The organism is Clostridium sp. AM33-3 (assembly GCF_003480315.1).
Classification (GTDB): domain Bacteria; phylum Bacillota; class Clostridia; order Lachnospirales; family Lachnospiraceae; genus Brotaphodocola.
The window spans coordinates 1-21217 of the sequence record NZ_QUIV01000038.1 but is presented as its reverse complement, the minus strand read 5'-3'; the positions used below and the strand labels follow the sequence as shown (position 1 = coordinate 21217).

Genomic DNA, 21217 nt, shown 5'->3' with positions numbered 1-21217 from the left:
GCAGAGGTGGAAGCATGGTAACATGTGCAGCTGACTGTCACTAATAGGTCGAGGGCTTATCCAATATGGTTTAGGGAGCGGTTCGGACAAGACAGAGAAGGCCGTTGGAAGTTTACTTCCATAAGGACTTGGATGGATTGGACGAAACATTGGCGAAGCTAATGTTATGAAATAGGTCGAAGACCTATGAATAACCGCGAAAACGAAGAAAAACGGATGAAATTCAATATGTGGTTTTGAGGGTACATGCCCATAAAATTTAATAAGGCCTCGTGGTCAAGCGGTTAAGACGACGCCCTCTCACGGCGTAAACCCGGGTTCGATTCCCGGCGAGGTCATATTGATCCAGACAGCAATGTCTGGATTTTTTGTATATAAATATGCCAAGATAAATTATTTTTCATTTTTCTTATAAGGAGATATGCCATGGAAAATCTGCGTAAATACAGGATTGCGGTAGTACAGATGGATTCCCGCAACGACAAAGGTGCGAATGTAAAGTATGCCTGTCAGTGTATCGATGAAGCGGCAGCAAATGGCGCGAAGCTCATCAGTTTTCCGGAGCTTTACCGTATCATGACACTGGAGGGGGCACAGGTGATCTTTACACCGGCCAGCTTTACCATGGCAACAGGCAAGGAGCATTGGGAGTGCATCCTCAGGACCCGTGCCATTGAAAATGCCTGCTACATTGTGGCAGCAGATCAGATTGGTCAGAAGCATGAATTCCTCGCATACGGACACAGCATGGTCATTGACCCGTGGGGAACCATAATTGCAAAGGCAAGAGACGAGGCTGGTATGTTCTATACAGACATTGACCTGGATTATGAGGATAAGATCCGTCAGAAAGTACCGGTACTGAAGAACCGCAGAGCAGATATCTACGAAGTGAAAAGGAGATAGGAAAAAATGTATTTCGTGGTTTGGCGGTGAAATTAATTTGACAAAAGCCTACACGTTTGGTATTCTATTCATTGATGGTTAGCAATGGCTAATCAACACTCGAAGGCGAGGAGAGAATCATTTGACATATTTATGGATCAACCCGGTATCAGAACGTATGGTATCGGAACAGAATTTAAAAAGGATTTTAACAGAACACCAGCTTACCCAGGTGCGCTGTCAGGAAGACTGGAGCGGCATTGTGCTGAAGCAGTATGCGGAGCTGATGGAACATGCAGATGGAACGGTGGCAGATGCCAGGTGTCCGGAGGCTGTGAATCTGATAGAACGATACAATGAGGAAAGAAATCTTTTCATTCAGGTGGCGGATATCGAGCCAATCCTGATCCACTGTGCCAGAGAACTCAGCGCACGGGCGGACCTGGCAGATGGAGAGAAGATCATCACTACACCCTGCCGGATCCTGGCAGAACAGGGAAATGCGCTGGAATTGCCGCATACCCGTTTTGTGAGCTGGAAGGATTTTTTTTCAGAACTCGGAGAATCGTTGGAGCCGGCACCGGAGGCCAGTCCGATCCCGCCGGGATTTTTTACGGGACTTTCTGTGCCGGTGGTGAGTTTGAGCGGTCGGGAAGACATTGAGGATTATCTGGAGGAGCGAAGCAGGACATCGGAAGGTGAATCGGAAGACAGGATGATGTCTGGAACAGCAGGAAGTCAGAATATAGGAGCAGTGATAGCAGATGCGGGGCGCAAGCCGTTGCTTCTGGAACTTCTTTACTGCCCGAAGGGCTGTCACATGGGAGATGGAGTACGATGAACAAAAAAATCAGCAAAAACACTGCAGGTGCCTCCTCAGCATACAAAGCAATTAAATCCTGGTCGCAGCCCTTGGCCGGTGTGGTTATTGTATTTGTCATCTGGTATCTGGTCTGCAAGACTGAAATTTTAAGTGCCTATGTTCTTCCGCCGCCGGAAAAGGTTTTCCGCAGCTTTTTGAAAATGCTGCAGAGTGGGGAACTGGCACGGGATATCGGCATCAGCTTCCTGCGTGTTCTGAAGGGCTTTGCTATTGCCTTTGTGCTGGCCTTTGTGCTTGGCATGTTCCGGGCACTGTTTCCGGGAATCTCCGGTTACTATGAACATGCAGTCCAGTTTTTCCGCAACGTGCCGCCTCTCAGCATGATTCCGCTTCTGATTTTGTGGTGCGGTATTGGGGAGACTACCAAGACAGTCATTATTGTACTGGCTTCGTTCTTTCCGATGTATTTAAATATTGTAAAGGGCTTTACCAGCTGTGACAAGAAGCTTCTGGAGGTCGGTACTGTGTTTGAATATTCCGAGCGACAAAAGTTTTTTCGTATTGTGCTTCCCTACGCCATGGCAGATATTCTGGTGGGCATGCGCATTGGACTTGGTTACAGCTGGCGCGCCATTATCGGTGCGGAGATGGTGGCAGCATCCACAGGACTGGGTCATATGATCCTCTTCGCACAGCAGATGTCCCGCACGGATAAGGTTATTGTGGGCATTCTGGTGATTGGGGTTGTGGGTTATGTGACGGACCGGATCTTCGGTGCGCTCATCAGTATCTTTTTGAAAGGATCCGGAGAAAATGGCTGGAATTAAACTGAAAAATATACGGAAATCCTATCAGGTGGAAGACCGGAATGTACCGGTTTTAAATGGCATTGATCTGGATATTCCGCAGGGGCAGATCACGGTAATTCTGGGGCAGAGCGGCTGCGGCAAGACTACGCTTCTGCGGCTGACTGGCGGCCTGGAGGCGGCTGACTCCGGAGAAGTTCTGTGGGAAGGAAATCACAAGACGGCCTTTGTGTTTCAAGAGCCTCGGCTGATGCCATGGCTGACGGTCTGGGACAATGTGGTGTTTGGCCTGAAAAAAGCGGAGCAGGATAAAGAAAAGATTCAGGCTCTGATCGGGACCGTGGGACTTTCCGGCTTTGAGAAAGCCTATCCGTCCCAGCTTTCCGGCGGTATGAAGCAGCGGACGGCCATTGCCAGGGCACTGGCCTACGAGCCGGACTTTATCATGATGGATGAGCCATTTGCGGCTCTTGATTATTTCACCAGGGAACAGATGCAGAAAGAGCTTCTTCGGGTGCAGAAGGTAAAACACAGCAACATCCTGTTTGTAACCCACAGCATTGATGAGGCATTGATTCTGGGAGACCGGATCGTAGTCATTGAAAAAGGACTGGTGAAGAAAGTTTACCCGGTGGAGACACCGGCAGAGGAGCGAAATCTCCTGAATGACGGTTTTATTTCCCTGAAACGGGATATTATAAACAACTTAAATTTTATGAACTAGAGGAGGAACACAATTATGAGAAAATGGATCGCACTGGGTCTTGCGGCATGCATGACCGTATCATCCCTGACCGGATGCGGCAGCTCCCAAAAAGAGACTGAGGCAGAGAGCACTGCCGCTGAGAGCGTGGCAGAGGAGACCACTGTAGAAGAAACTACCGCAGAGGAGAGTGAGACAGCAAAATCGGATCTGAACAAGCTGGTATTTACCTACGTTACCTCCCCGTTGAATGTACCGACCATCATCGAGAAGAATCAGGGTATCTTTGCAAAGGACTTCGGAGAGATGGGCATTACCACAGATTACGCGGAGCTGACTTCCGGAGCAGACCAGACTCAGGCGCTGGCATCTGGCGATGTGCAGGTTCTGTACGCAGTTGGCGCAACCTCCGTGATCCTGTCTGCAGCAAACGGCGCGGATATCAAGGTATTAAATATGTACAGCCGTTCTCCGAAGGCATTCTGCATGTATTCTAAGGATGATACCTTAAACAGCCCGGAAAGCTTAAAGGGCAAGACCATTGCAGGTCCGACCGGAACCAACCTGCATGAGCTGTTAGTATCTTACCTGGCACAGGCGGATATGACCCTGGATGATGTCAATTACGTGAATATGAGCATTCCGGACGCAAAAGCCGGTCTGGACGGCGGCAGCGTAGATGTAGCTTTACTGGCAGGCGCAGCTGCTTACAACGCAGAGAAGCAGGGCTGCCACAAGGTGAGCGATGGGGAGGGCCTTATCAATGCCATCATTGCAGTAGCAACCACACAGAAATTCTATGATGAGCATCCGGAAGTTATCGCGCAGCTGGAGAAATCCCAGCAGGAGATTGCAGACTTCATGAAAGAGAATCCGGATGAGACCATAAGTATCGTGGCCAAGGAACTGGATCTGGATGAGGAAGCTGTCAAAGAGATGTACGGCTACTACGATTTCTCCCTGGACATCAGCGACGATGACAAGGAAGGCTTCCAGAAAACCGCAGATTTTATGCTGGAGTCCGGCATGATTGATGAGCCCCTGGATGTCAATACATTATTTATCCAGTAAATCATTGAAGTGCTAAAATGAAAAGAAAGGCAGGCTGCCATAGGGGAGAGACTATGGTAAGCCTGCCCTTTCTTGATTGTGAAACTTTCTTGCGGTTTTGGACAGAATGGGTTAATATTAATAAATATAGATTAAAGTTCTTTATGAGAGGCGGATCCGGGGGGGATAACGATATGGTAAAAGTATTTCTGGTAGAAGATGAGGCAATCATCCGGCGTGGGATTCGGGATCATATAGACTGGAATGCCAATGGTTTTGAATTTGTCGGTGAAGCAGGGGATGGGGAATATGCATACCCGCTGATCATGAAAACAAAGCCGGATATTTTGGTAACGGATATTAAAATGCCGTTTATGGATGGGCTGCAGCTGAGCAGGCTGGTGAAAAAAGCACTTCCTGCGACAAAGATCATTATCCTCAGCGGCTACAATGAATTTGAATATGCGAAAGAAGCAATCAAGATTGGGATCAATGATTATCTGTTAAAGCCGGTTACTTCCGCCGGTCTGATCGAGGCCCTCCGTAAGGCCGCCGACGCAATTTTGGAGGAGCAGGAAAAGTCCAGACTTCTGGAACGCTATTTTGTCAGTTATGAAAAGTACACAGAGTTTTTGGATCAGACAGACTATAAGGGCGTAGACAGAAAGCTTGTCAGTGATTTTCTCAAGCTTGGTTCTGTCGATGAATGTGATGCATTTGTGGAGGAGTATTTCGCAGCGATCGGAGAACATAATTACCAGTCCCTGCTTTTGCGGCAGTATATGACTATGGATATTTTCTATTGTATACAGGAATTCTTAAAAAGAATTAAGGCAGAGCTGTCCGATATTCCGGAGCAGGCTGTCAACATTCAGATGGTTCCGAAGGTAATAGGAAATGTCGAAATGACAAAGGAGTATCTCAAGGAAGAATTCCGGATTGCACTGCAGGCGAGAGACAGTGTTTCACAGGATCGTTACGGAAGTGTGATCCGGGATGCAAAGAATTTTATACGTGAGCATTTTAACCAGAGCGACCTTTCTCTGAACCAGATCGCTGCACATATCGGAGTCAGTCCAAGCTATTTCAGCTCGATCTTTAAGCAGGAAACCGGGCAGAATTTTGTGGAATATCTGACCCAGGTGCGCATGGAGCGTGCATGTGAGCTCCTTAAGTGTACATCTTACCGTACATCGGAGATCGGAGAGCAGGTCGGCTACAATGATGCTCATTATTTCAGTGCCGCCTTTAAAAAAGCTATGGGCCAGTCACCAAAGGATTATAAGGCCAGTCAGCTTCGTCAGGAATAAAACTGAGGGGAATATGGATAAAAAAGAATATACAGAACAAAATGAGATCCGAACGCTCAGACCGGAACAGATCAATCGAAAACATGCGGTCCTGTCTTTACGCGCACGGCTGATTTTTCTCCTGTTTGTCATTGCGATCCCGCTTACCGGCATGGTACTGGGAATACAGAATATGTTCGAATCGTATTCCGGTGCTTATGATGGGATTATGGAAAATCTGAAGATCGCGAATAATTATAATCTGTCTTTTAAAGAGGATATGGAATATTCGATGTATCGGGTTATGATCGGTCTGATCGATGCCGGGCAGTTTGAAAACGGAGATATTGTGGAGGGAACGACCAAGTATGCGACTGTTGTCAAAAATCCACATAGCCTGATTGCGTCGGCAAGACAGGCCTTTGAAAAAACGATCGACCGGGAAGCAGGGTCAGACTGTGATATTAAGATCCGCGGCATCCTGTCGTGTCTGGATTCGCTGGAGCGGGCTGTGGATAAAATGATCGCGAATTCCGCTGAAGGCGGAAAATACGATGAAAATGTCAGTATCTGGGAGAATGATATCCAGGGACTTTGTTCCATGATCCAGGAATACATTACGCAGTATATCTATTATGAGACCATCAATATGGAGCATCTGCAGAATGAACTGAAGCTGAAAATGGCGGACCGGATGCAGGGATATCTGGCCCTTCTGGCAATGGTACTGATCGTCGGAAGCTGCTGTTCCGCGGCAATCACAAGATCGATCACAGATCCATTACGGGAACTGAGACAGACTGCTGAACAGCTCGGCAGCGGAAATCTGGATGCGCGGGCCCGGACAGGAGGTCTGGAGGAGATCAGTGTTCTGGCGCAGGCCTTCAATCAGATGAGTGACCGTATCCGTCGTCTTCTGGATAAGACAAGACAGGAGCAGAAAAATCTGCGTGAGCTGGAGCTGCGGCTCCTTCAGGAGCAGATCAGTCCGCATTTTCTCTATAACACGCTGGATTCCATTGTCTGGATGGCGGAAGGCGGAAACAATCGTCAGGTGGTCGAGATGACAACCGATCTGAGCGATTTCTTCCGGACGGTTCTTTCAGGAGGACGGGAATTTGTTACGATAGAGGAAGAAGAGTCTCATATCCGAAGCTATTTAAAAATCCAGAAAATCCGTTATGAGGATATCCTCGATTATTCGATCGAAATTGAACCTTCGATCCGGCAGAGGATTGTCTTGAAGATGCTCTTGCAGCCGCTCGTGGAAAATGCTCTTTATCATGGCATTAAAAATAAGCGGGGCGGCGGCTGTATCCTGATTCGCGGCTACGAGGACCGCAACGGGCTGGTTTTTGAGATTGAGGATAACGGGATCGGCATGGATGAGACCGAGCTTGCGGCAGTAAGAAAAAAACTCAGACTGGAACCGGGAGAGGAACTGCAGCCGATCGGAAATGGCGGATTCGGACTGCACAATGTTGCGCAGCGAGTGCGGATCTACTATGGAGATCAGGCAGAAATATTAGTGGAATCAGAAAAAAATATCGGTACCTGCTTTAAGATTTACCTTGGAAATCGAAAGAATTCATAACATTATCATAAAAAAATGTATTTTGTGCCGCAGTGGTTTTGACAGCTACAAAAAAGAATCTGAAATGGTAAAAAATAACATACCTTTTTCCAAAGATGCTCCGTATGAAAATGACGGAGCATTTAGTATAATGGGCTTACAAAATAAATCGATTGGTTCTTAAAGGAGGAAACAGTATGAGAAAAAAATTAATGTCCGCAGCTTTAGCAACCGCAATGGCTTTGTCTGTAACTGCATGTACAAGCAATCCGGCTGACAAAACGACAGCAGCTCCGGCAGAGACCAAGGCAGAGGCAGCAGAAACTACTGCAGCTGCTGCAGAAGAGAAAAAAGAGGCAGCAGACGGCGAACTGATCACGGTTGGTTATGCACAGGTTGGTGCTGAGTCTGACTGGAGAACCGCGAACACCGAATCCTTCAAATCCACCTTTACCGAAGAAAATGGCTATAAGCTGATCTTTGATGATGCGCAGCAGAAACAGGAGAATCAGATCAAGGCTATCCGTTCCTTCATCCAGCAGGGTGTTGACTACATCGTAGTTGCTCCGGTAGTTGAAACAGGCTGGGAGACTGTTCTGGAAGAGGCAAAAGAGGCTGGTATCCCGGTTATTCTTTCTGACCGTCAGATGCAGCTTTCCGATGACAGCCTGTATGAGGCATGGGTTGGCGGAAACTTTGTAAAAGAAGGTGAAACCTGTGGTGACTGGCTGGCTGATTATTTAGAGAAGCAGGGACGCAGCGACGAAGAAATCAATATGGTTACCATTCAGGGTACCATCGGTGCATCTGCGCAGGTTGGCCGTACTGAGGGCATGGACAACAAGCTGAAAGAGCATTCCAACTGGAAGATGCTTGACAGACAGTCCGGTGAGTTTACTCAGGCAAAAGGACAGGAAGTTATGGAGTCCTTCTTAAAGAGCTATGATGATATCGATGTAGTAATCTGTGAGAATGATAACGAAGCATTTGGTGCGATCGATGCGATCAAGGCAGCAGGCAAGACCTGTGGTCCGGAGGGCGACATCATCGTTGTAAGCTTTGACTCTGTAAAGGCAGCATTTGAATCCATGATTGCAGGTGATTTAAACGCAACCTTCGAGTGCAACCCGCTTCATGGTCCGCGTGTAGCTGAGATCATCCAGAAGCTGGAGAAGGGCGAAGAAGTTGAGAAGATCCAGTACGTAGATGAAGCATACTTCGATACCAGCATGGATCTGGAAGAAATCTTAAAGACAAGAGCGTACTAATTGCAAATAATCGAAAATAATCGGACAGGCAATCGCTTTTAGGAGGCGCGGGGCCGGAGGCTTAGGTTTCCTTCCCCGCGCCTCTTTTTTCAGATAAGGAGGCAAAGCTTTTATGGAAAAGGATTCCGTTCTTGAGATGAGGCATATTTATAAGACATTCCCGGGTGTAAAAGCTCTGCAGAATGTGGATTTTACCTTAAAAAAAGGCGAGATCCATGCCCTGATGGGGGAAAACGGAGCTGGAAAATCTACCCTGATCAAGGTGTTGACGGGGGTAGAGGAATTTGAGACAGGAGAGATCCTGATCGATGGCTGCGACCATGCAATTGTGAACCGCAGTCCGCAGGAAGCACAGAACCGGGGCATCAGTACAGTGTATCAGGAGGTCAATCTTTGTCCGAATCTGACTGTGGCAGAGAATCTGTTTATCGGACGTGAACCGCGAAAAGGCGGATTGATTGACTGGAAAACGATGAATAAAAAGGCCGGCAAACTGCTGCAGGACCTTGACATACATGCAGATGTAACACAGACGATCGATAATTATTCGATCGCGATCCAGCAGATGGTAGCGATCGCACGTGCAGTGGATATGTCTGCGAAGGTATTGATTCTGGATGAGCCGACTTCTTCTCTGGATGACGGAGAAGTAGAAAAGCTGTTTACTCTGATGCGTCGCCTGAAAGCAGAAGGTGTCGGCATCATTTTTGTTACGCATTTCCTGGAACAGGTTTATGCAGTCTGTGACAAGATCACGGTACTGAGAAACGGACAGCTGGTTGGCCAGTTTACAACGGCAGAGCTTCCGAGAGTCCAGCTGGTGGCAAAGATGATGGGAAAAGATTTTGATGATCTGGCTGCGATCAAGAATTCCAGGTCAGAAGAAAAGCATGGTGATGACGATGTCGTTATCAAGGCAGTCGGACTTGGAAAGAAGGGTTACATCAAACCCTTTGATCTTGTTATTCATAAGGGAGAGGTCGTTGGCTTTACCGGTCTTCTCGGATCCGGCCGTTCCGAAACCGTACGTGTCCTGTATGGAGCGGAAAAACCGGATGAAGGCGAGCTGAAAGTAAACGGAAAAACGCTTACAGCCCGTCATCCGCTCATGTCGATGAATGCAGGCATGGCATATCTGCCGGAGGATCGTAAAAATGAGGGCATTATCGCAGATTTGTCTGTTCGTGAAAACCTGATCATGGCACTTCAGGCAAAACGCGGTATCTTTCACCTTTTAAGCCGGAAACAGCAGGAAGAATTTACGGATAAGTACATCGAGATGCTCCAGATCAAGACAGCCTCCCGCGAGACACCGATCAAATCGCTGTCCGGCGGTAATCAGCAGAAGGTAATCATCGGACGATGGCTTCTGACAAATCCGGATTTCCTGATCCTCGACGAGCCGACCCGTGGTATTGACGTCGGCACGAAGACGGAGATCCAGAAGCTGGTGGTCAAGCTGGCGGAACAGGGCATGGCGGTTGTATTTATTTCTTCGGAAATTGAGGAGATGCTCCGCACCTGCGATCGCATGGTTGTCATGCGTGACGGAACAAAGGTCGGAGAGCTTTCCAATGACGAGATGAATCAGTCCACCATCATGTCAACCATTGCAGGAGGACAGTAACTATGAAAAATATGACGTTTAAGAAAATTACCTCGCAGCGGCTCTTTCTTCCGATTTTCTGCCTTGCGCTGGTATTGCTGGTAAATATCATCACGACACCGAACTTTTTTGCGATTGAAATCCGAAATGGTGTTCTTTACGGATATCTGATCGATATCATCAACCGTGCATCAGAGCTGGTGATCCTGGCAGTTGGCATGACGCTGGTCGTATCTTCCTCAGCAGGAACCGATATTTCTGTCGGAGCGATCATGGCGGTCAGTGCAGCAGTCTGCTGCAATATCTTAACCGGCGGGGAGCGTGCGGCAACGGCTTATGCAAATCCTCTGCTCCTCGGCTTTCTGGCGGCTCTGTTAGTCGGTGCGGCAATCGGCTGCTTTAATGGTTTTCTGGTGGCAAAATTAAATATCCAGCCCATGGTAGCAACGCTGATCATGTTTACAGCCGGACGCGGTATCGCGCAGCTGATTACAGATGGACAGATCACCTACGTGCGTGTAGACAGCTATCGTACGCTCGGCGCTTCCCTTCCGGGATTCCCGGTACCGACGCCGTTTATTGTGGCGGTCATCGTGGTGGCGCTGACCTCCCTCCTGCTGAAAAAGACAGCACTGGGCATGTATATCCAGTCGGTTGGTATCAATAAGCGGGCATCTCAGCTGGTCGGTATCAAATCGGTGATGATCATTTTCCTGACCTATGCGTATTTAGGCCTTTGTTCCGGTCTTTCCGGACTGATCGCTTCAAGCCGTATCTATTCCGCAGATGCAAACAATATCGGTCTGAATATGGAGCTGGATGCGATTCTGGCGGTAGCGATCGGCGGAAACTCTCTCGGCGGCGGAAAATTCTCTCTGGCCGGTTCAGTCATCGGTGCATTTACGATCCAGGCACTGACGACCACCCTCTACGCGATGCATGTCTCATCGGATCAGGTTCCGGTATATAAGGCAATTGTTGTAGTCATCATCGTAGCACTGCAGTCTCCGGGCTTTGCAAGATGGAGAAAAGCATTTGTTCAGAAAAAAGAACAGAGCACGGCTGGAAAGGAGGCGGCATAAATCATGAAAGAAAAGAAGAAATTAAATCAGAATTCATTTCTGCTTCTGGTCACGATCGTGCTGTTCTTTGTCATGTACGCAATCGGCTGTGTTGTTTTTAATGCACAGGGCTTTGCCAAGACGCAGAACTTTTTAAATCTGTTTATTTCCAATGCCGGCCTGATCGTGATCGGTATCGGCATGACGATCGTTATGATCACCGGCGGTATTGATATCAGTGTTGGTTCGTTTGTGGCAATGGGCTGTATGATGTTGGCATGGATGATGGAAAAAGGCGGCATCGGTGCAGTTCCGGCAGTTCTGATCGTTCTGGTGACCGGAATTGTGTTTGGCCTGGTACAGGGCTTTCTGGTTGCTTATATGGATATCCAGCCGTTTATCGTAACGCTGGCCGGTATGTTCTTTGCCAGAGGTATGACGGCAATCATCTCCAAGGACATGATCAGCATCACCAATGAGACCTTCATGGCATGGGCGAAGCTGAAGCTCTATTTTCCGTTTGGCGGATATCTGAATAAAAAGGGTGTCATGATTTATCCGTATATCTATCCGACGGTTGTGATCGCGCTGATCCTTCTTGTTTTAGCCTTTATCATGCTGAAATTTACAAAGTTCGGCCGTAGCATCTACGCTATCGGCGGTAATGAGCAGTCTGCGCTTATGATGGGACTGAATGTACGCCGTGTGAAACTGAAAGCATACGTGCTGGATGGCTTCCTCTGCGGAATCGGAAGCATTCTGTTCTGTTTAAATACGCTGGGAGGATTCGTAGAACAGGCGAAAGGCTTTGAGATGGATGCAATTGCCTCTTCTGTCATCGGTGGAACACTGCTGACCGGAGGTGTCGGCAATGTCTTCGGAACGCTGTTTGGTGTTCTGATCAAAGCAACGATCGAGGCATTTATTACATTCCAGGGAACTCTGTCATCCTGGTGGACCAGAATCACGATCGCAGCATTGCTTTGCTTCTTTATCGTACTCCAGTCTGTACTGGCTATGATGAAAAAGAAAAAATAACTCCCAAAACTTGTACTTGGATTTCGGAAATATGACTGAGATAATCGGCGGGATTCCAGGTTAAAATTAGCAAAAACAGACAAAATCCTGTCAGAAAAAGATGACAGGATTTTGCTTATTACGGAAATAAAATACAACATTGTGAGAGGAATACAAAAAACAGAGGAAAAATACGAGACAGTTTTGTGATAATGTAGTAAACTGAACATAGAATAACAGAATTGCAAGGAGGATCATACGCATGAGTGCAAACAAAGAAACCATCGCACAGTGGATCCGGGAAAAGAAGACTGCCCTCGGTATCGAGTTCGGCTCCACCCGTATCAAAGCTGTTTTAGTGGGAGAGGACCATACACCGATCGCATCCGGTGACCATGACTGGGAAAACCGCCTGACGGATGGCATATGGACTTATACATTGGAAGATATCTGGACTGGTATCCAGGACGCATATGCAAAGCTGGCAGCGGATGTGAAAAACCAGTACGGTGAGACCTTACATGCAGTTGGCGGTATTGGCATCAGTGCCATGATGCACGGTTACATGGTATTTGACAAGGCAGGAGAACTTCTGGTTCCGTTCCGCACCTGGAGAAATACCATCACCGCAGAGGCATCCGAAAAACTGACGGAGCTGTTTGCGTACCCGATCCCGCAGCGCTGGAGCATTGCGCATCTGTATCAGGCAATTTTAAATGGGGAAGCTCATGTACCGGATATTGATTACATGATCACTCTGGAGGGTTATGTACACTGGAAACTCACCGGCCAGAAGGTGCTTGGCATTGGTGATGTGGCAGGTATGTTCCCGGTAGACATCCATGCTCATGACTTCGATCAGAAGATGGTAGAGAAGTTCGATGCGCTGGTTGCAGACAAGGGTTACTCCTGGAAGCTGCGTGACATCCTGCCGAAGGCTCTGGTAGCAGGAGAGGACGCAGGCAGATTAACAGCAGAGGGCGCAAAACTCCTGGATGTGAGCGGCAACCTGGAAGCAGGCATCCCGATGTGTCCGCCGGAGGGCGACGCAGGAACCGGCATGACTGCCACCAACAGTGTAAAGGTCCGCACCGGCAACGTATCCGCAGGTACCAGCGTATTTGCCATGGTAGTTCTGGAGAAAGAGTTAAAGAAGGTACATCCGGAGATCGATCTGGTGACTACCCCGGCCGGAGATCTGGTGGGCATGGTACACTGCAACAACTGTACCTCCGACTTAAACGCATGGGTCGGTCTGTTCAGAGAGTTTATGGAGAGCATGGGCATGGAGGTTGACATGAACCGCCTGTTCGGTGTCCTTTACAATAAGGCATTGGAGGGAGACAAGGACTGTGGCGGCCTGCTGGCATACAATTACTTCTCCGGCGAACACATCACCGGTTTTGAAGAGGGACGCCCGCTGTTCGTACGCCGTCCGGACGACAAATTCAACCTGGCTAACTTTATGAGAACCCATTTGTATACCTCCCTTGGCGCGTTAAAGACTGGTCTGGATATCCTGTTCCGTGATGAACAGGTAAAGCTGGATGTCCTGCTTGGTCATGGCGGTCTGTTTAAGACCAAAGGCGTAGGCCAGAAGATCATGGCAGCCGCAGCCGGAGTTCCGGTGGAGGTTATGGAGACCGCAGGCGAGGGCGGTGCATGGGGCGCAGCACTTCTTGCCGCTTACCGTGTATGGAAGGCGGAAGGTGAGAGCCTGGATGCTTACCTGGAGAAGAAGGTATTCGGCGGTCAGCACGGAACAGTTATGGAGCCGGATGCAGAGGATGTGAAGGGCTTTGACGAGTTTATGGTACGCTATCACGCAGGTCTTCCGATTGAGCGGTCAGCAGTGGAGACCATGCCGGAAAAATAAAATCAGATCAGGGAGGAAACAGTTATGCTGGAAGCATTAAAACAGCAGGTATATGAAGCAAATATGGAGCTGCCGAAGCGCGGTCTTATTACCTACACCTGGGGAAATGTCAGCGGAATCGACAGGGAGAGCGGTTTATTCGTGATCAAACCGAGCGGTGTAGATTATGATCTGCTGAAACCGGAAGATATGGTTGTTATGGATTTAAACGGAAACCGGGTAGAGGGAACCATGAACCCGTCCTCCGATACTCCGACTCATGTAGAGCTTTATAAAGCATTCCCGGAGATTGGCGGTATCGTTCATACCCATTCCCCACATGCAACCGCATGGGCACAGGCAGGAAGAGGGCTTCCATGCTACGGGACTACACATGCTGACTATTTCTACGGCGAGATTCCATGCGCAAGAAACTTAACCGCAGAGGAGATCGAGGAAGGCTATGAGAAGAACACCGGTCTTGTCATCGTAGAGACTTTTAAGGACAGAAATCCGATGTATGTTCCTGCTGTTCTCTGCAAGAACCATGGTCCGTTCACCTGGGGCAAGAGCGCTGCAGAAGCCGTTCACAATGCAGTGGTTCTGGAAGAGATCGCCAAGATGAATTTCATGACCGAGCTCATTAATCCGAATGCGGACAACCGCACACCGCAGTGCATGCAGGACAAGCATTTCTTAAGAAAGCATGGTCCGAACGCGTATTACGGACAGAAGAAGTAACAAAATCCGTTGCAGTACGTATGAACTGTGACAAAATTGATCGAAAAAGTGAAATCTGTTTGCAAAATATGTGGACAGGGCTTACAATTTCCATAGAATAATTAATCCAAGGGGGAATTTTAAATCATGAAATTTTTCGTAGATACCGCAAATGTTGATGAGATCCGCAAAGCAAACGATATGGGCATTATTTGTGGCGTTACCACCAACCCGTCCCTGATCGCAAAAGAGGGCCGTGACTTTAATCAGGTTATCGCAGAGATTGCTTCCATCGTAGACGGACCGATCAGCGGTGAGGTAAAGGCTACCACCACCGATGCAGAGGGCATGATCAAAGAGGGCCGTGAGATTGCAGCCATCCATCCGAATATGGTTGTAAAGATCCCGATGACCGTAGAGGGCTTAAAGGCTGTTAAGGTTCTCCACGCAGAAGGCATCAAGACCAACGTAACCCTGATCTTCTCCGCAGCACAGGCTCTGCTGGCTGCAAGAGCAGGCGCAACCTACGTGTCCCCGTTCCTGGGAAGACTGGATGACATCTCCATGCCGGGTATCGACCTGATCAACGAGATCACCGAGATCTTCATGATGCACGATATTGAGACCGAGATCATCGCAGCAAGCATCCGCAACCCGATCCATGTCATCGACTGCGCAAAGGCTGGCGCTGACATCGCAACCGTACCGTACAAGGTATTAGAGCAGATGACCAAGCACCCGCTGACCGATCAGGGTATTGCAAAATTCCAGGCAGACTACAAGGCTGTATTTGGAGAGTAAAGTTTACCGGTGTGTATTCCGATATTCCTTCGGCGTCATGCCGTAATGCTTTTTCCATGTCCGGCAAAAATAACCGGAATCAGAAAAACCTGTTTCTTCCGCAATGGAGGAAATGGGTTTTTCTGTTTCTGAGAGCAGAAAAGCCGCGCGCTGCAGCCGGTAGGAGATCAGATAGGCAATGGGAGAAAACTGAATATGGTCCTGAAAAATCTGAAGTGCTCTGCTTTTGCTTACGGAAGCTGACGCGGCTATCTCGTCCAGGGAGAGGGGATCACGAAAGCGATCCTGTATGTACTGCATCATAAGCTGCAGTTTTGTCTGGGCCATGTCTGTGCGTCTGACAGAAGTTCCGGATATATCCTGTAAATGTTCAAACAGAGTATTCCATAAATGAAAAAGAAGGCTAATGGTCAGAAGCCTGGATGAAGACGGCTGTTTCTGAAGTTCAAAAACAGAATCCAGATTGTCCAGTATATTCTTTTGCCATGAAACTTCCGGAGAAAATATCTGAAAAGGAATTGCGGCATTTACAAGAGGGTGAATGAAATCCTGATAAATCCCAGTCTGCTCGGCGGCGAGAAAAACAGGAGAAAACACAATGTTGGGGATAATGGCATGATTGTCTGCTTCAAACCGGTGAAGAATACTGCGATTGATAAACAGGCCATATCCCTGTTCAAGATCAAATTGTCGGATTCCGACTGAACAGTGAACGGTGCCTTCCTGAACCACAAGAAACTCAAGTTCCTGATGCCAGTGCCAGTCCATCCGGTGAAAGTCAAAATCCCAAATATCTTCGAGATAGAAGGCAAAAGGATACCTTGGATTTCCGTGCAGGCTGGTTTCACGGAAGGATTCGTCTGTCTGGATTACTGTTTTACATGAAGATATCATAAATGGCTCCTTCCATAGGGCATTGATTATGGATGCGTTCATTAACTTACTGGCTTACATACATTTGTTATGTGATATTATACAATAAATATATGATTTTATCCAATGAATATTTTTAATATTACGATATAATCCAATATAGAACAGGAAAAGGAGAAACGGAATATGAAATATTCTTATGACAGCACCATGCGGGCCTGCTTTACCGGCTATATTGTCCAGGCCATTGTAAATAACTTTGCGCCGCTTTTATTTCTGACCTTTCAGCGTACGTATCACATTCCGCTGCAGCAGATTACTCTGCTGGTGACGTTTAATTTTGGAATTCAGCTTCTGACAGATCTGCTTTCTGTTGCTTTTGTAGACCGGATGGGGTATCGGGCCTCCATGGTCCTGGCCCATATTTTGTCAGCCCTGGGCCTGATCTGCCTGACGGTATTGCCAGACCGGATGGGACACCCATTTGCCGGAATCCTAATTTCGGTCATTGTTTACGCTGTGGGAGGCGGACTTCTGGAGGTGCTGGTAAGCCCTGTTGTGGAGGCCTGTCCCTCCACACACAAAGAAAAGGCCATGAGTATGCTGCATTCCTTTTATTGCTGGGGACATGTTGGTGTGGTACTTTTCTCAAGCATTTTTTTCAAACTTGCAGGGATTGAAAACTGGAAACTTCTGGCGGTTTTATGGGCTGTGATCCCCATTCTGAACGCCCTGATCTTTACCAGAGTTCCCATTGCGCCGGTACTTCCGGAAGGAGAAGAGGGAATGACCATAGTAACGCTTTTTCAAAACCGTACCTTCTGGCTTTTATTTGTGATGATGATCTGCGCGGGTGCCAGTGAGCAGTCTGTCAGCCAGTGGGATTCTCTGTTTGCGGAAAAAGGACTTGGAATATCCAAAACAGCAGGAGACCTGGCGGGCCCCATGGCATTTGCTTTCCTGATGGGAGCTTCCCGCGCTTTTTATGGAAACTATGGAGAAAAAATAAATCTGGATCGTTTCATGGCTGTTAGCAGCGTTCTGTGTATCTTATCCTATCTGTGCCTGGTATTTATGCCGGTTCCGGTTTTAAGTCTGGCTGGATGCGCTCTGTGCGGTCTGTCTGTTGGAATCTTGTGGCCCGGAACCTTTTCCAGAGCATCAAAGGCGCTGCCGGCAGGAGGAACTGCTTTGTTTGCGCTTCTGGCTTTAGGCGGAGATATCGGCTGCTCGGGAGGCCCGACTCTGGTTGGAATGGTATCTGGAATGTGCAAGGGAAATTTAAAGGCAGGAATTCTGGCAGCTTTGATTTTTCCGGTTTTGCTTTTGACCGGAGCAAAGTTTGAAACAAAAAAAGATAAAATTAGCAGTTGACAGATTTTTTGCTCTGTGCTAATTTAAAATCAGTCAAATAAACATTCGAAAGTCGATGATCAAAGAGAGTACATCTGAGGTGACATCACAGAGAGCTGCCGGTTGGTGGAAGGTAGTATGAAGCTTCTTTTGGAATGGGTTTGTGAGACGCCAGGCGAACGCTTTGCAAGTAGCTGAGGCCGTGTTCCAGCGTTAATGGATACGGGTATCGAAAACAGGAGTTACCGTTTTCCGTACCTGGATATGAGACAGATTGGTGGCAGATATTCCGATGTGGAGTATCTGCTTTTTGTTTAACCGACAGATTTCGGAGAGCAAAGAGCAGACACGAGGGAAGATGGCACTGGCTGTAAAAATCGGGTGGCACCACGATCACATTCGTCCCGGCATGGCGTGAAAACGTTATGCCGGGATTTTTCATTTTCTTTCGAGAAAATTCAACTATGAGGAGGAAACACGATGAGCAAAGGCAGATTTGGAATTCATGGCGGTCAGTACATTCCGGAAACTCTGATGAATGCAGTAATCGAACTGGAAGAAGCATACAACCGTTATAAGGACGATCCGGAATTTAACCGGGAACTGACGATGATGCTCAATGAATATGCAGGCAGACCGTCCCGCCTTTACTATGCGGAGCGCATGACAAAGGATCTGGGTGGAGCAAAAATCTACTTAAAGCGTGAGGATCTGAACCACACCGGTGTCCACAAGATCAACAATGTCATCGGCCAGATGCTTCTGGCAAAGAAAATGGGGAAGACCAGAGTGATTGCCGAGACCGGAGCCGGACAGCATGGTGTGCCCGGTATGTAGTAGCCATTACCGATGAAGAGGCTGTGGAGGCCTTTGAAAAAGGAAAAGCATTTATCCCGTTCATCACCTGTGGAGATCCGTCCTTAGAGGTAACGGAAAAGATTGTATATGCCATGGAAGAGGCTGGTGCAGACTTAATTGAGCTTGGCATTCCGTTTTCTGATCCGACTGCGGAAGGACCGGTGATCCAGGAGGCAAACATCCGTGCATTATCCGGCGGTGTCACCACCGATAAAATATTTGATATGGTTGTGAAAATCCGGAAAAATACACAGATTCCGATGGTGTTCATGACTTACGCAAATGTAGTTTACTCCTATGGAACGGAGCGTTTTGTGAAAAAGGCAGCGGAGACAGGTATGGATGGTCTGATCCTGCCGGATGTGCTGTTCGAGGAAAAAAAGGAGTATGAGGCGGATGCGCCGGAGCAGATCAAGGCTTATGTGAAGGATATGTGCGAGGCGGTTCATCGGGGATAAGCGTTATGCGTAATGTGTGAGCGGCAATACAATTTTCAGTTCAGAAAATTCCTACCTGTGAGCAGTTACAATTTGTCAGCTTGTGACGGAATATGATGGATTATCGAGTTGTTATTTTCCATACAAAATGCTATCATAGATATATTATGAAACGCAGATTAGGAAAATAACGGAAACAGATCCGGCAAACAGGAAAGCGAAGCATATATGGCAGCAGACGAAAAGATGACGGTCAGACAGGCCGAAAAAGAAATAGAAAATTTCAAAAAGGTGTTTCATGCAGTACGGCTGTTCCCGGCTGAAGATTCAGACCATATCCGGGAGTCCTGCAGAGAATATCTGGATACGTGCGGGGGCTGCAATTTCCCGGAGATGGAACAGCAGTGTCAGAACTGCGTAGTTGCAAATGCAGCCATCAGCAGAACGGAACGCGGAAAGCTGGAGGTCTTTGACAGCAGCCTTTACCAGCTGATTGCCCGTTATGTTAAGATTGGCGGAAAAGAATATGTGATGGAGCTTATCCGCCGTCTGGACCATGAATGGTCGTTTGGTCAGATGAACCATGAAAAGCTTGTGGATCTGTTTGTTCATTATGATGATAAACTTTATAAGGATGTCATTACGGACGCCTATAACCGCCGCTATTATGAGGATGAGATGAAAGCGCTTGAGTGGACTGCCGGAATTGCCCTGATCGATCTGGACGACTTTAAGCTCTATAATGATACATGCGGGCATAACGCAGGCGATATGGCTCTGCATACGGTTGCAGATGTGATCCGGAAGAATACGCGCAGATCAGACTGTCTGGTCCGGTTTGGCGGTGATGAATTTCTGCTTGTGATGCCGGATGTCACGGAGGAAGTTTTTCATAAAAAGCTTCAGACGATTAAGCGGCGAGTACATGAGGCCAATATCCCGGGGTACACGAAGCTGCAGATTTCCATCAGCGTAGGCGGCACCATTTGCCAGAATGAAAAAATTGAAGCTGCAGTTGCCAGAGCGGATCATTTCATGTATCAGGCAAAGAACAACAAGAATATGGTTGTGGTGGGACCGGGAGAGAACGGGCTGAATCAGAACGGCGGAGATGTCCGTAAACAGAAAATTCTTGTAGTAGATGATTCTGAGATGAACCGGGAAATCCTGATCACCATGCTGGAGGATGATTTTGACATCATTGTAGCTGAGAACGGAAGGGTGTGTCTGGAGCTTTTAATGCAATACGGAAAAGCAATTTCAGCGGTTCTTCTTGATATTGTCATGCCGGTCATGGATGGCTTCGAGGTACTGACGTACATGAACCGGAACCGGTGGATTGAAGATATTCCGGTTATCATGATTTCCAGTGAGGAATCTGACGCCTGTATCCGTCGGGCGTTCCAGCTTGGAGTAGCGGACTATATCAGCAGACCATTTGATAATCATGTGGTCCGCCAGCGGGTATTTAACACCATAAAGCTGTACGCAAAGCAGCGCCGTCTGACTGCACTGGTGTCTGACCAGATCCATGAAAAGGAAAAGAATAACCAGATGATGGTAGAAATCTTAAGCCAGATTGTGGAATTCAGAAACGGTGAGAGCGGTCTGCATGTGCTTCATATCAAAGTGCTGACGGAGATGCTTCTGGAGGAAATCCTGAAAAAGACGGACAGGTACCGCCTGACGCCGGAGCTGTGTCAGAGAATCTCCATTGCATCATCGTTTCATGATATCGGAAAGATTGGGATTGACGAAAAAATCCTGAACAAGCCGGGAAGACTGACCGTAGAAGAATTTAATGAGATGAAAAAACATACGCTGATCGGTGCCTCCATGCTGAGCAAGATGGAGCGCTATAAAGAGGAACCGCTGATCGACGTTGCCTATCAGATCTGCCGCTGGCATCATGAGCGCTACGATGGCAGCGGGTACCCGGACGGACTGGTGGGAGATGAGATCCCGATTTCCGCCCAGATTGTATCCCTTGCCGATGTTTATGATGCTCTCATCAGTGAGCGATCCTATAAAAAAGGTTATACGCATGAACGCGCGATAGAGATGATACTCAGCGGTGAATGCGGAATCTTTAACCCGATCCTCATCGAATGCTTTATGGAGATAGAGCCGAAGATCAAACAGAAAATGCTGGAGATTCAGTAAGTTTTATTATTTTAGGGTAATAAGCGAGAATCCTCGGTTATTCAATTGCCGAGATGAAAGCGTCTGAAACGCAAGA

The 21217-nt window shown here is 47.8% G+C and carries 17 protein-coding genes, 1 tRNA gene, 2 pseudogenes and 1 other annotated feature; of the genes and pseudogenes, 19 read left to right on the top strand and 1 reads right to left on the bottom strand.

The features are described 5' to 3' along the window. Positions 1-266: 266 nt before the first annotated feature. The 15 genes from DW819_RS14975 to fsa all read left to right on the top strand — a co-directional run bounded on the left by DW819_RS14975 (position 267) and on the right by fsa (position 15457). A tRNA-Glu gene (locus DW819_RS14975) sits at positions 267-338 on the top strand. Positions 339-426: 88 nt separating this feature from the next. Further along, positions 427-906: a nitrilase-related carbon-nitrogen hydrolase gene (locus tag DW819_RS14970; RefSeq protein ID WP_118733925.1), complete on the top strand. Its 480-nt coding sequence runs from the start codon at positions 427-429 to the stop codon at positions 904-906. Positions 907-1027: 121 nt separating this feature from the next. Beyond that, on the top strand, positions 1028-1726 hold the full coding sequence (locus tag DW819_RS14965; RefSeq protein ID WP_243025903.1) for a hypothetical protein: 699 nt from the start codon (positions 1028-1030) through the stop codon (positions 1724-1726). Further along, positions 1723-2535, top strand: a complete 813-nt coding sequence (locus DW819_RS14960; protein ID WP_118733924.1) for an ABC transporter permease — start codon at positions 1723-1725, stop codon at positions 2533-2535. The genes DW819_RS14965 and DW819_RS14960 overlap by 4 nt, the downstream gene beginning before the upstream one ends. Beyond that, the gene (locus tag DW819_RS14955) at positions 2522-3238 is read left to right on the top strand and encodes an ABC transporter ATP-binding protein (protein WP_118733923.1); all 717 of its coding nucleotides are present in this window, start codon (positions 2522-2524) and stop codon (positions 3236-3238) included. Before DW819_RS14960 ends, DW819_RS14955 begins: the two co-directional genes overlap by 14 nt. Positions 3239-3253: 15 nt before the next feature. Continuing rightward, complete coding sequence (locus DW819_RS14950) at positions 3254-4288, top strand: NrtA/SsuA/CpmA family ABC transporter substrate-binding protein (protein ID WP_118733922.1); 1035 nt, start codon at positions 3254-3256, stop codon at positions 4286-4288. Between the two features lie 173 nt (positions 4289-4461). Next, a complete protein-coding gene (locus DW819_RS14945) occupies positions 4462-5577 on the top strand; it encodes a response regulator (protein ID WP_118733921.1) in 1116 nt (371 codons plus the stop codon). A 13-nt stretch (positions 5578-5590) separates the two neighbouring features. Further along, positions 5591-7150 (top strand): sensor histidine kinase, encoded by a 1560-nt coding sequence (locus tag DW819_RS14940; RefSeq protein ID WP_118733920.1) that lies wholly within the window; start codon positions 5591-5593, stop codon positions 7148-7150. A 176-nt stretch (positions 7151-7326) separates the two neighbouring features. Further along, positions 7327-8397: an ABC transporter substrate-binding protein gene (locus tag DW819_RS14935; protein ID WP_118733919.1), complete on the top strand. Its 1071-nt coding sequence runs from the start codon at positions 7327-7329 to the stop codon at positions 8395-8397. Between the two features lie 112 nt (positions 8398-8509). Further along, positions 8510-10024, top strand: coding sequence for a sugar ABC transporter ATP-binding protein (locus DW819_RS14930; protein WP_118733918.1), 1515 nt, complete (start codon positions 8510-8512; stop codon positions 10022-10024). Between the two features lie 2 nt (positions 10025-10026). Continuing rightward, the gene (locus tag DW819_RS14925; RefSeq protein WP_118733917.1) at positions 10027-11085 is read left to right on the top strand and encodes an ABC transporter permease; all 1059 of its coding nucleotides are present in this window, start codon (positions 10027-10029) and stop codon (positions 11083-11085) included. 3 nt (positions 11086-11088) lie between these two features. Beyond that, a complete protein-coding gene (locus DW819_RS14920; RefSeq protein ID WP_118733916.1) occupies positions 11089-12102 on the top strand; it encodes a sugar ABC transporter permease YjfF in 1014 nt (337 codons plus the stop codon). 241 nt (positions 12103-12343) lie between these two features. Continuing rightward, positions 12344-13957: an FGGY-family carbohydrate kinase gene (locus tag DW819_RS14915; protein WP_118733915.1), complete on the top strand. Its 1614-nt coding sequence runs from the start codon at positions 12344-12346 to the stop codon at positions 13955-13957. Positions 13958-13981: 24 nt separating this feature from the next. After that, positions 13982-14677 (top strand): L-ribulose-5-phosphate 4-epimerase, encoded by a 696-nt coding sequence (locus tag DW819_RS14910; RefSeq protein ID WP_118733914.1) that lies wholly within the window; start codon positions 13982-13984, stop codon positions 14675-14677. Between the two features lie 126 nt (positions 14678-14803). Then, on the top strand, positions 14804-15457 hold the full coding sequence (gene fsa, locus DW819_RS14905) for a fructose-6-phosphate aldolase (protein ID WP_118733913.1): 654 nt from the start codon (positions 14804-14806) through the stop codon (positions 15455-15457). 3 nt (positions 15458-15460) lie between these two features. Here the strand turns inward: fsa and DW819_RS14900 are convergent, their stop codons facing one another. After that, positions 15461-16351 (bottom strand): helix-turn-helix domain-containing protein, encoded by an 891-nt coding sequence (locus DW819_RS14900; protein WP_118733912.1) that lies wholly within the window; start codon positions 16349-16351, stop codon positions 15461-15463. Positions 16352-16516: 165 nt separating this feature from the next. Here DW819_RS14900 and DW819_RS14895 point away from each other — a divergent pair, with 165 nt between their 5' ends. From DW819_RS14895 to DW819_RS14880, 4 genes and pseudogenes are all read left to right on the top strand, one after another. Beyond that, on the top strand, positions 16517-17704 hold the full coding sequence (locus tag DW819_RS14895) for an MFS transporter (protein ID WP_118733911.1): 1188 nt from the start codon (positions 16517-16519) through the stop codon (positions 17702-17704). Positions 17705-17750: 46 nt separating this feature from the next. Then, positions 17751-18093, top strand: a binding site (T-box leader). Positions 18094-18163: 70 nt separating this feature from the next. After that, positions 18164-18508, top strand: a pseudogene (locus tag DW819_RS14890) (pyridoxal-phosphate dependent enzyme); the annotation flags it as partial. A gap of 35 nt (positions 18509-18543) precedes the next feature. Continuing rightward, positions 18544-18933: pseudogene (gene trpA, locus DW819_RS14885) on the top strand (tryptophan synthase subunit alpha); the annotation flags it as partial. A gap of 273 nt (positions 18934-19206) precedes the next feature. Then, positions 19207-21141: a diguanylate cyclase gene (locus DW819_RS14880; RefSeq protein WP_118733910.1), complete on the top strand. Its 1935-nt coding sequence runs from the start codon at positions 19207-19209 to the stop codon at positions 21139-21141. The last annotated feature ends 76 nt before the right edge of the window (positions 21142-21217 follow it).

Coding starts and splice junctions, on each gene's coding strand:
- DW819_RS14920 (WP_118733916.1), top strand. CDS start 11,089: ATGAAAGAAAAGAAGAAATTAAATCAGAATTCATTTCTGCTTCTGGTC.
- DW819_RS14935 (WP_118733919.1), top strand. CDS start 7,327: ATGAGAAAAAAATTAATGTCCGCAGCTTTAGCAACCGCAATGGCTTTG.
- DW819_RS14940 (WP_118733920.1), top strand. CDS start 5,591: ATGGATAAAAAAGAATATACAGAACAAAATGAGATCCGAACGCTCAGA.
- DW819_RS14910 (WP_118733914.1), top strand. CDS start 13,982: ATGCTGGAAGCATTAAAACAGCAGGTATATGAAGCAAATATGGAGCTG.
- DW819_RS14945 (WP_118733921.1), top strand. CDS start 4,462: ATGGTAAAAGTATTTCTGGTAGAAGATGAGGCAATCATCCGGCGTGGG.
- DW819_RS14955 (WP_118733923.1), top strand. CDS start 2,522: ATGGCTGGAATTAAACTGAAAAATATACGGAAATCCTATCAGGTGGAA.
- DW819_RS14950 (WP_118733922.1), top strand. CDS start 3,254: ATGAGAAAATGGATCGCACTGGGTCTTGCGGCATGCATGACCGTATCA.
- DW819_RS14900 (WP_118733912.1), bottom strand. CDS start 16,351: ATGATATCTTCATGTAAAACAGTAATCCAGACAGACGAATCCTTCCGT.
- DW819_RS14970 (WP_118733925.1), top strand. CDS start 427: ATGGAAAATCTGCGTAAATACAGGATTGCGGTAGTACAGATGGATTCC.
- DW819_RS14895 (WP_118733911.1), top strand. CDS start 16,517: ATGAAATATTCTTATGACAGCACCATGCGGGCCTGCTTTACCGGCTAT.
- DW819_RS14930 (WP_118733918.1), top strand. CDS start 8,510: ATGGAAAAGGATTCCGTTCTTGAGATGAGGCATATTTATAAGACATTC.
- DW819_RS14960 (WP_118733924.1), top strand. CDS start 1,723: ATGAACAAAAAAATCAGCAAAAACACTGCAGGTGCCTCCTCAGCATAC.
- DW819_RS14915 (WP_118733915.1), top strand. CDS start 12,344: ATGAGTGCAAACAAAGAAACCATCGCACAGTGGATCCGGGAAAAGAAG.
- fsa (WP_118733913.1), top strand. CDS start 14,804: ATGAAATTTTTCGTAGATACCGCAAATGTTGATGAGATCCGCAAAGCA.
- DW819_RS14925 (WP_118733917.1), top strand. CDS start 10,027: ATGAAAAATATGACGTTTAAGAAAATTACCTCGCAGCGGCTCTTTCTT.
- DW819_RS14880 (WP_118733910.1), top strand. CDS start 19,207: ATGGCAGCAGACGAAAAGATGACGGTCAGACAGGCCGAAAAAGAAATA.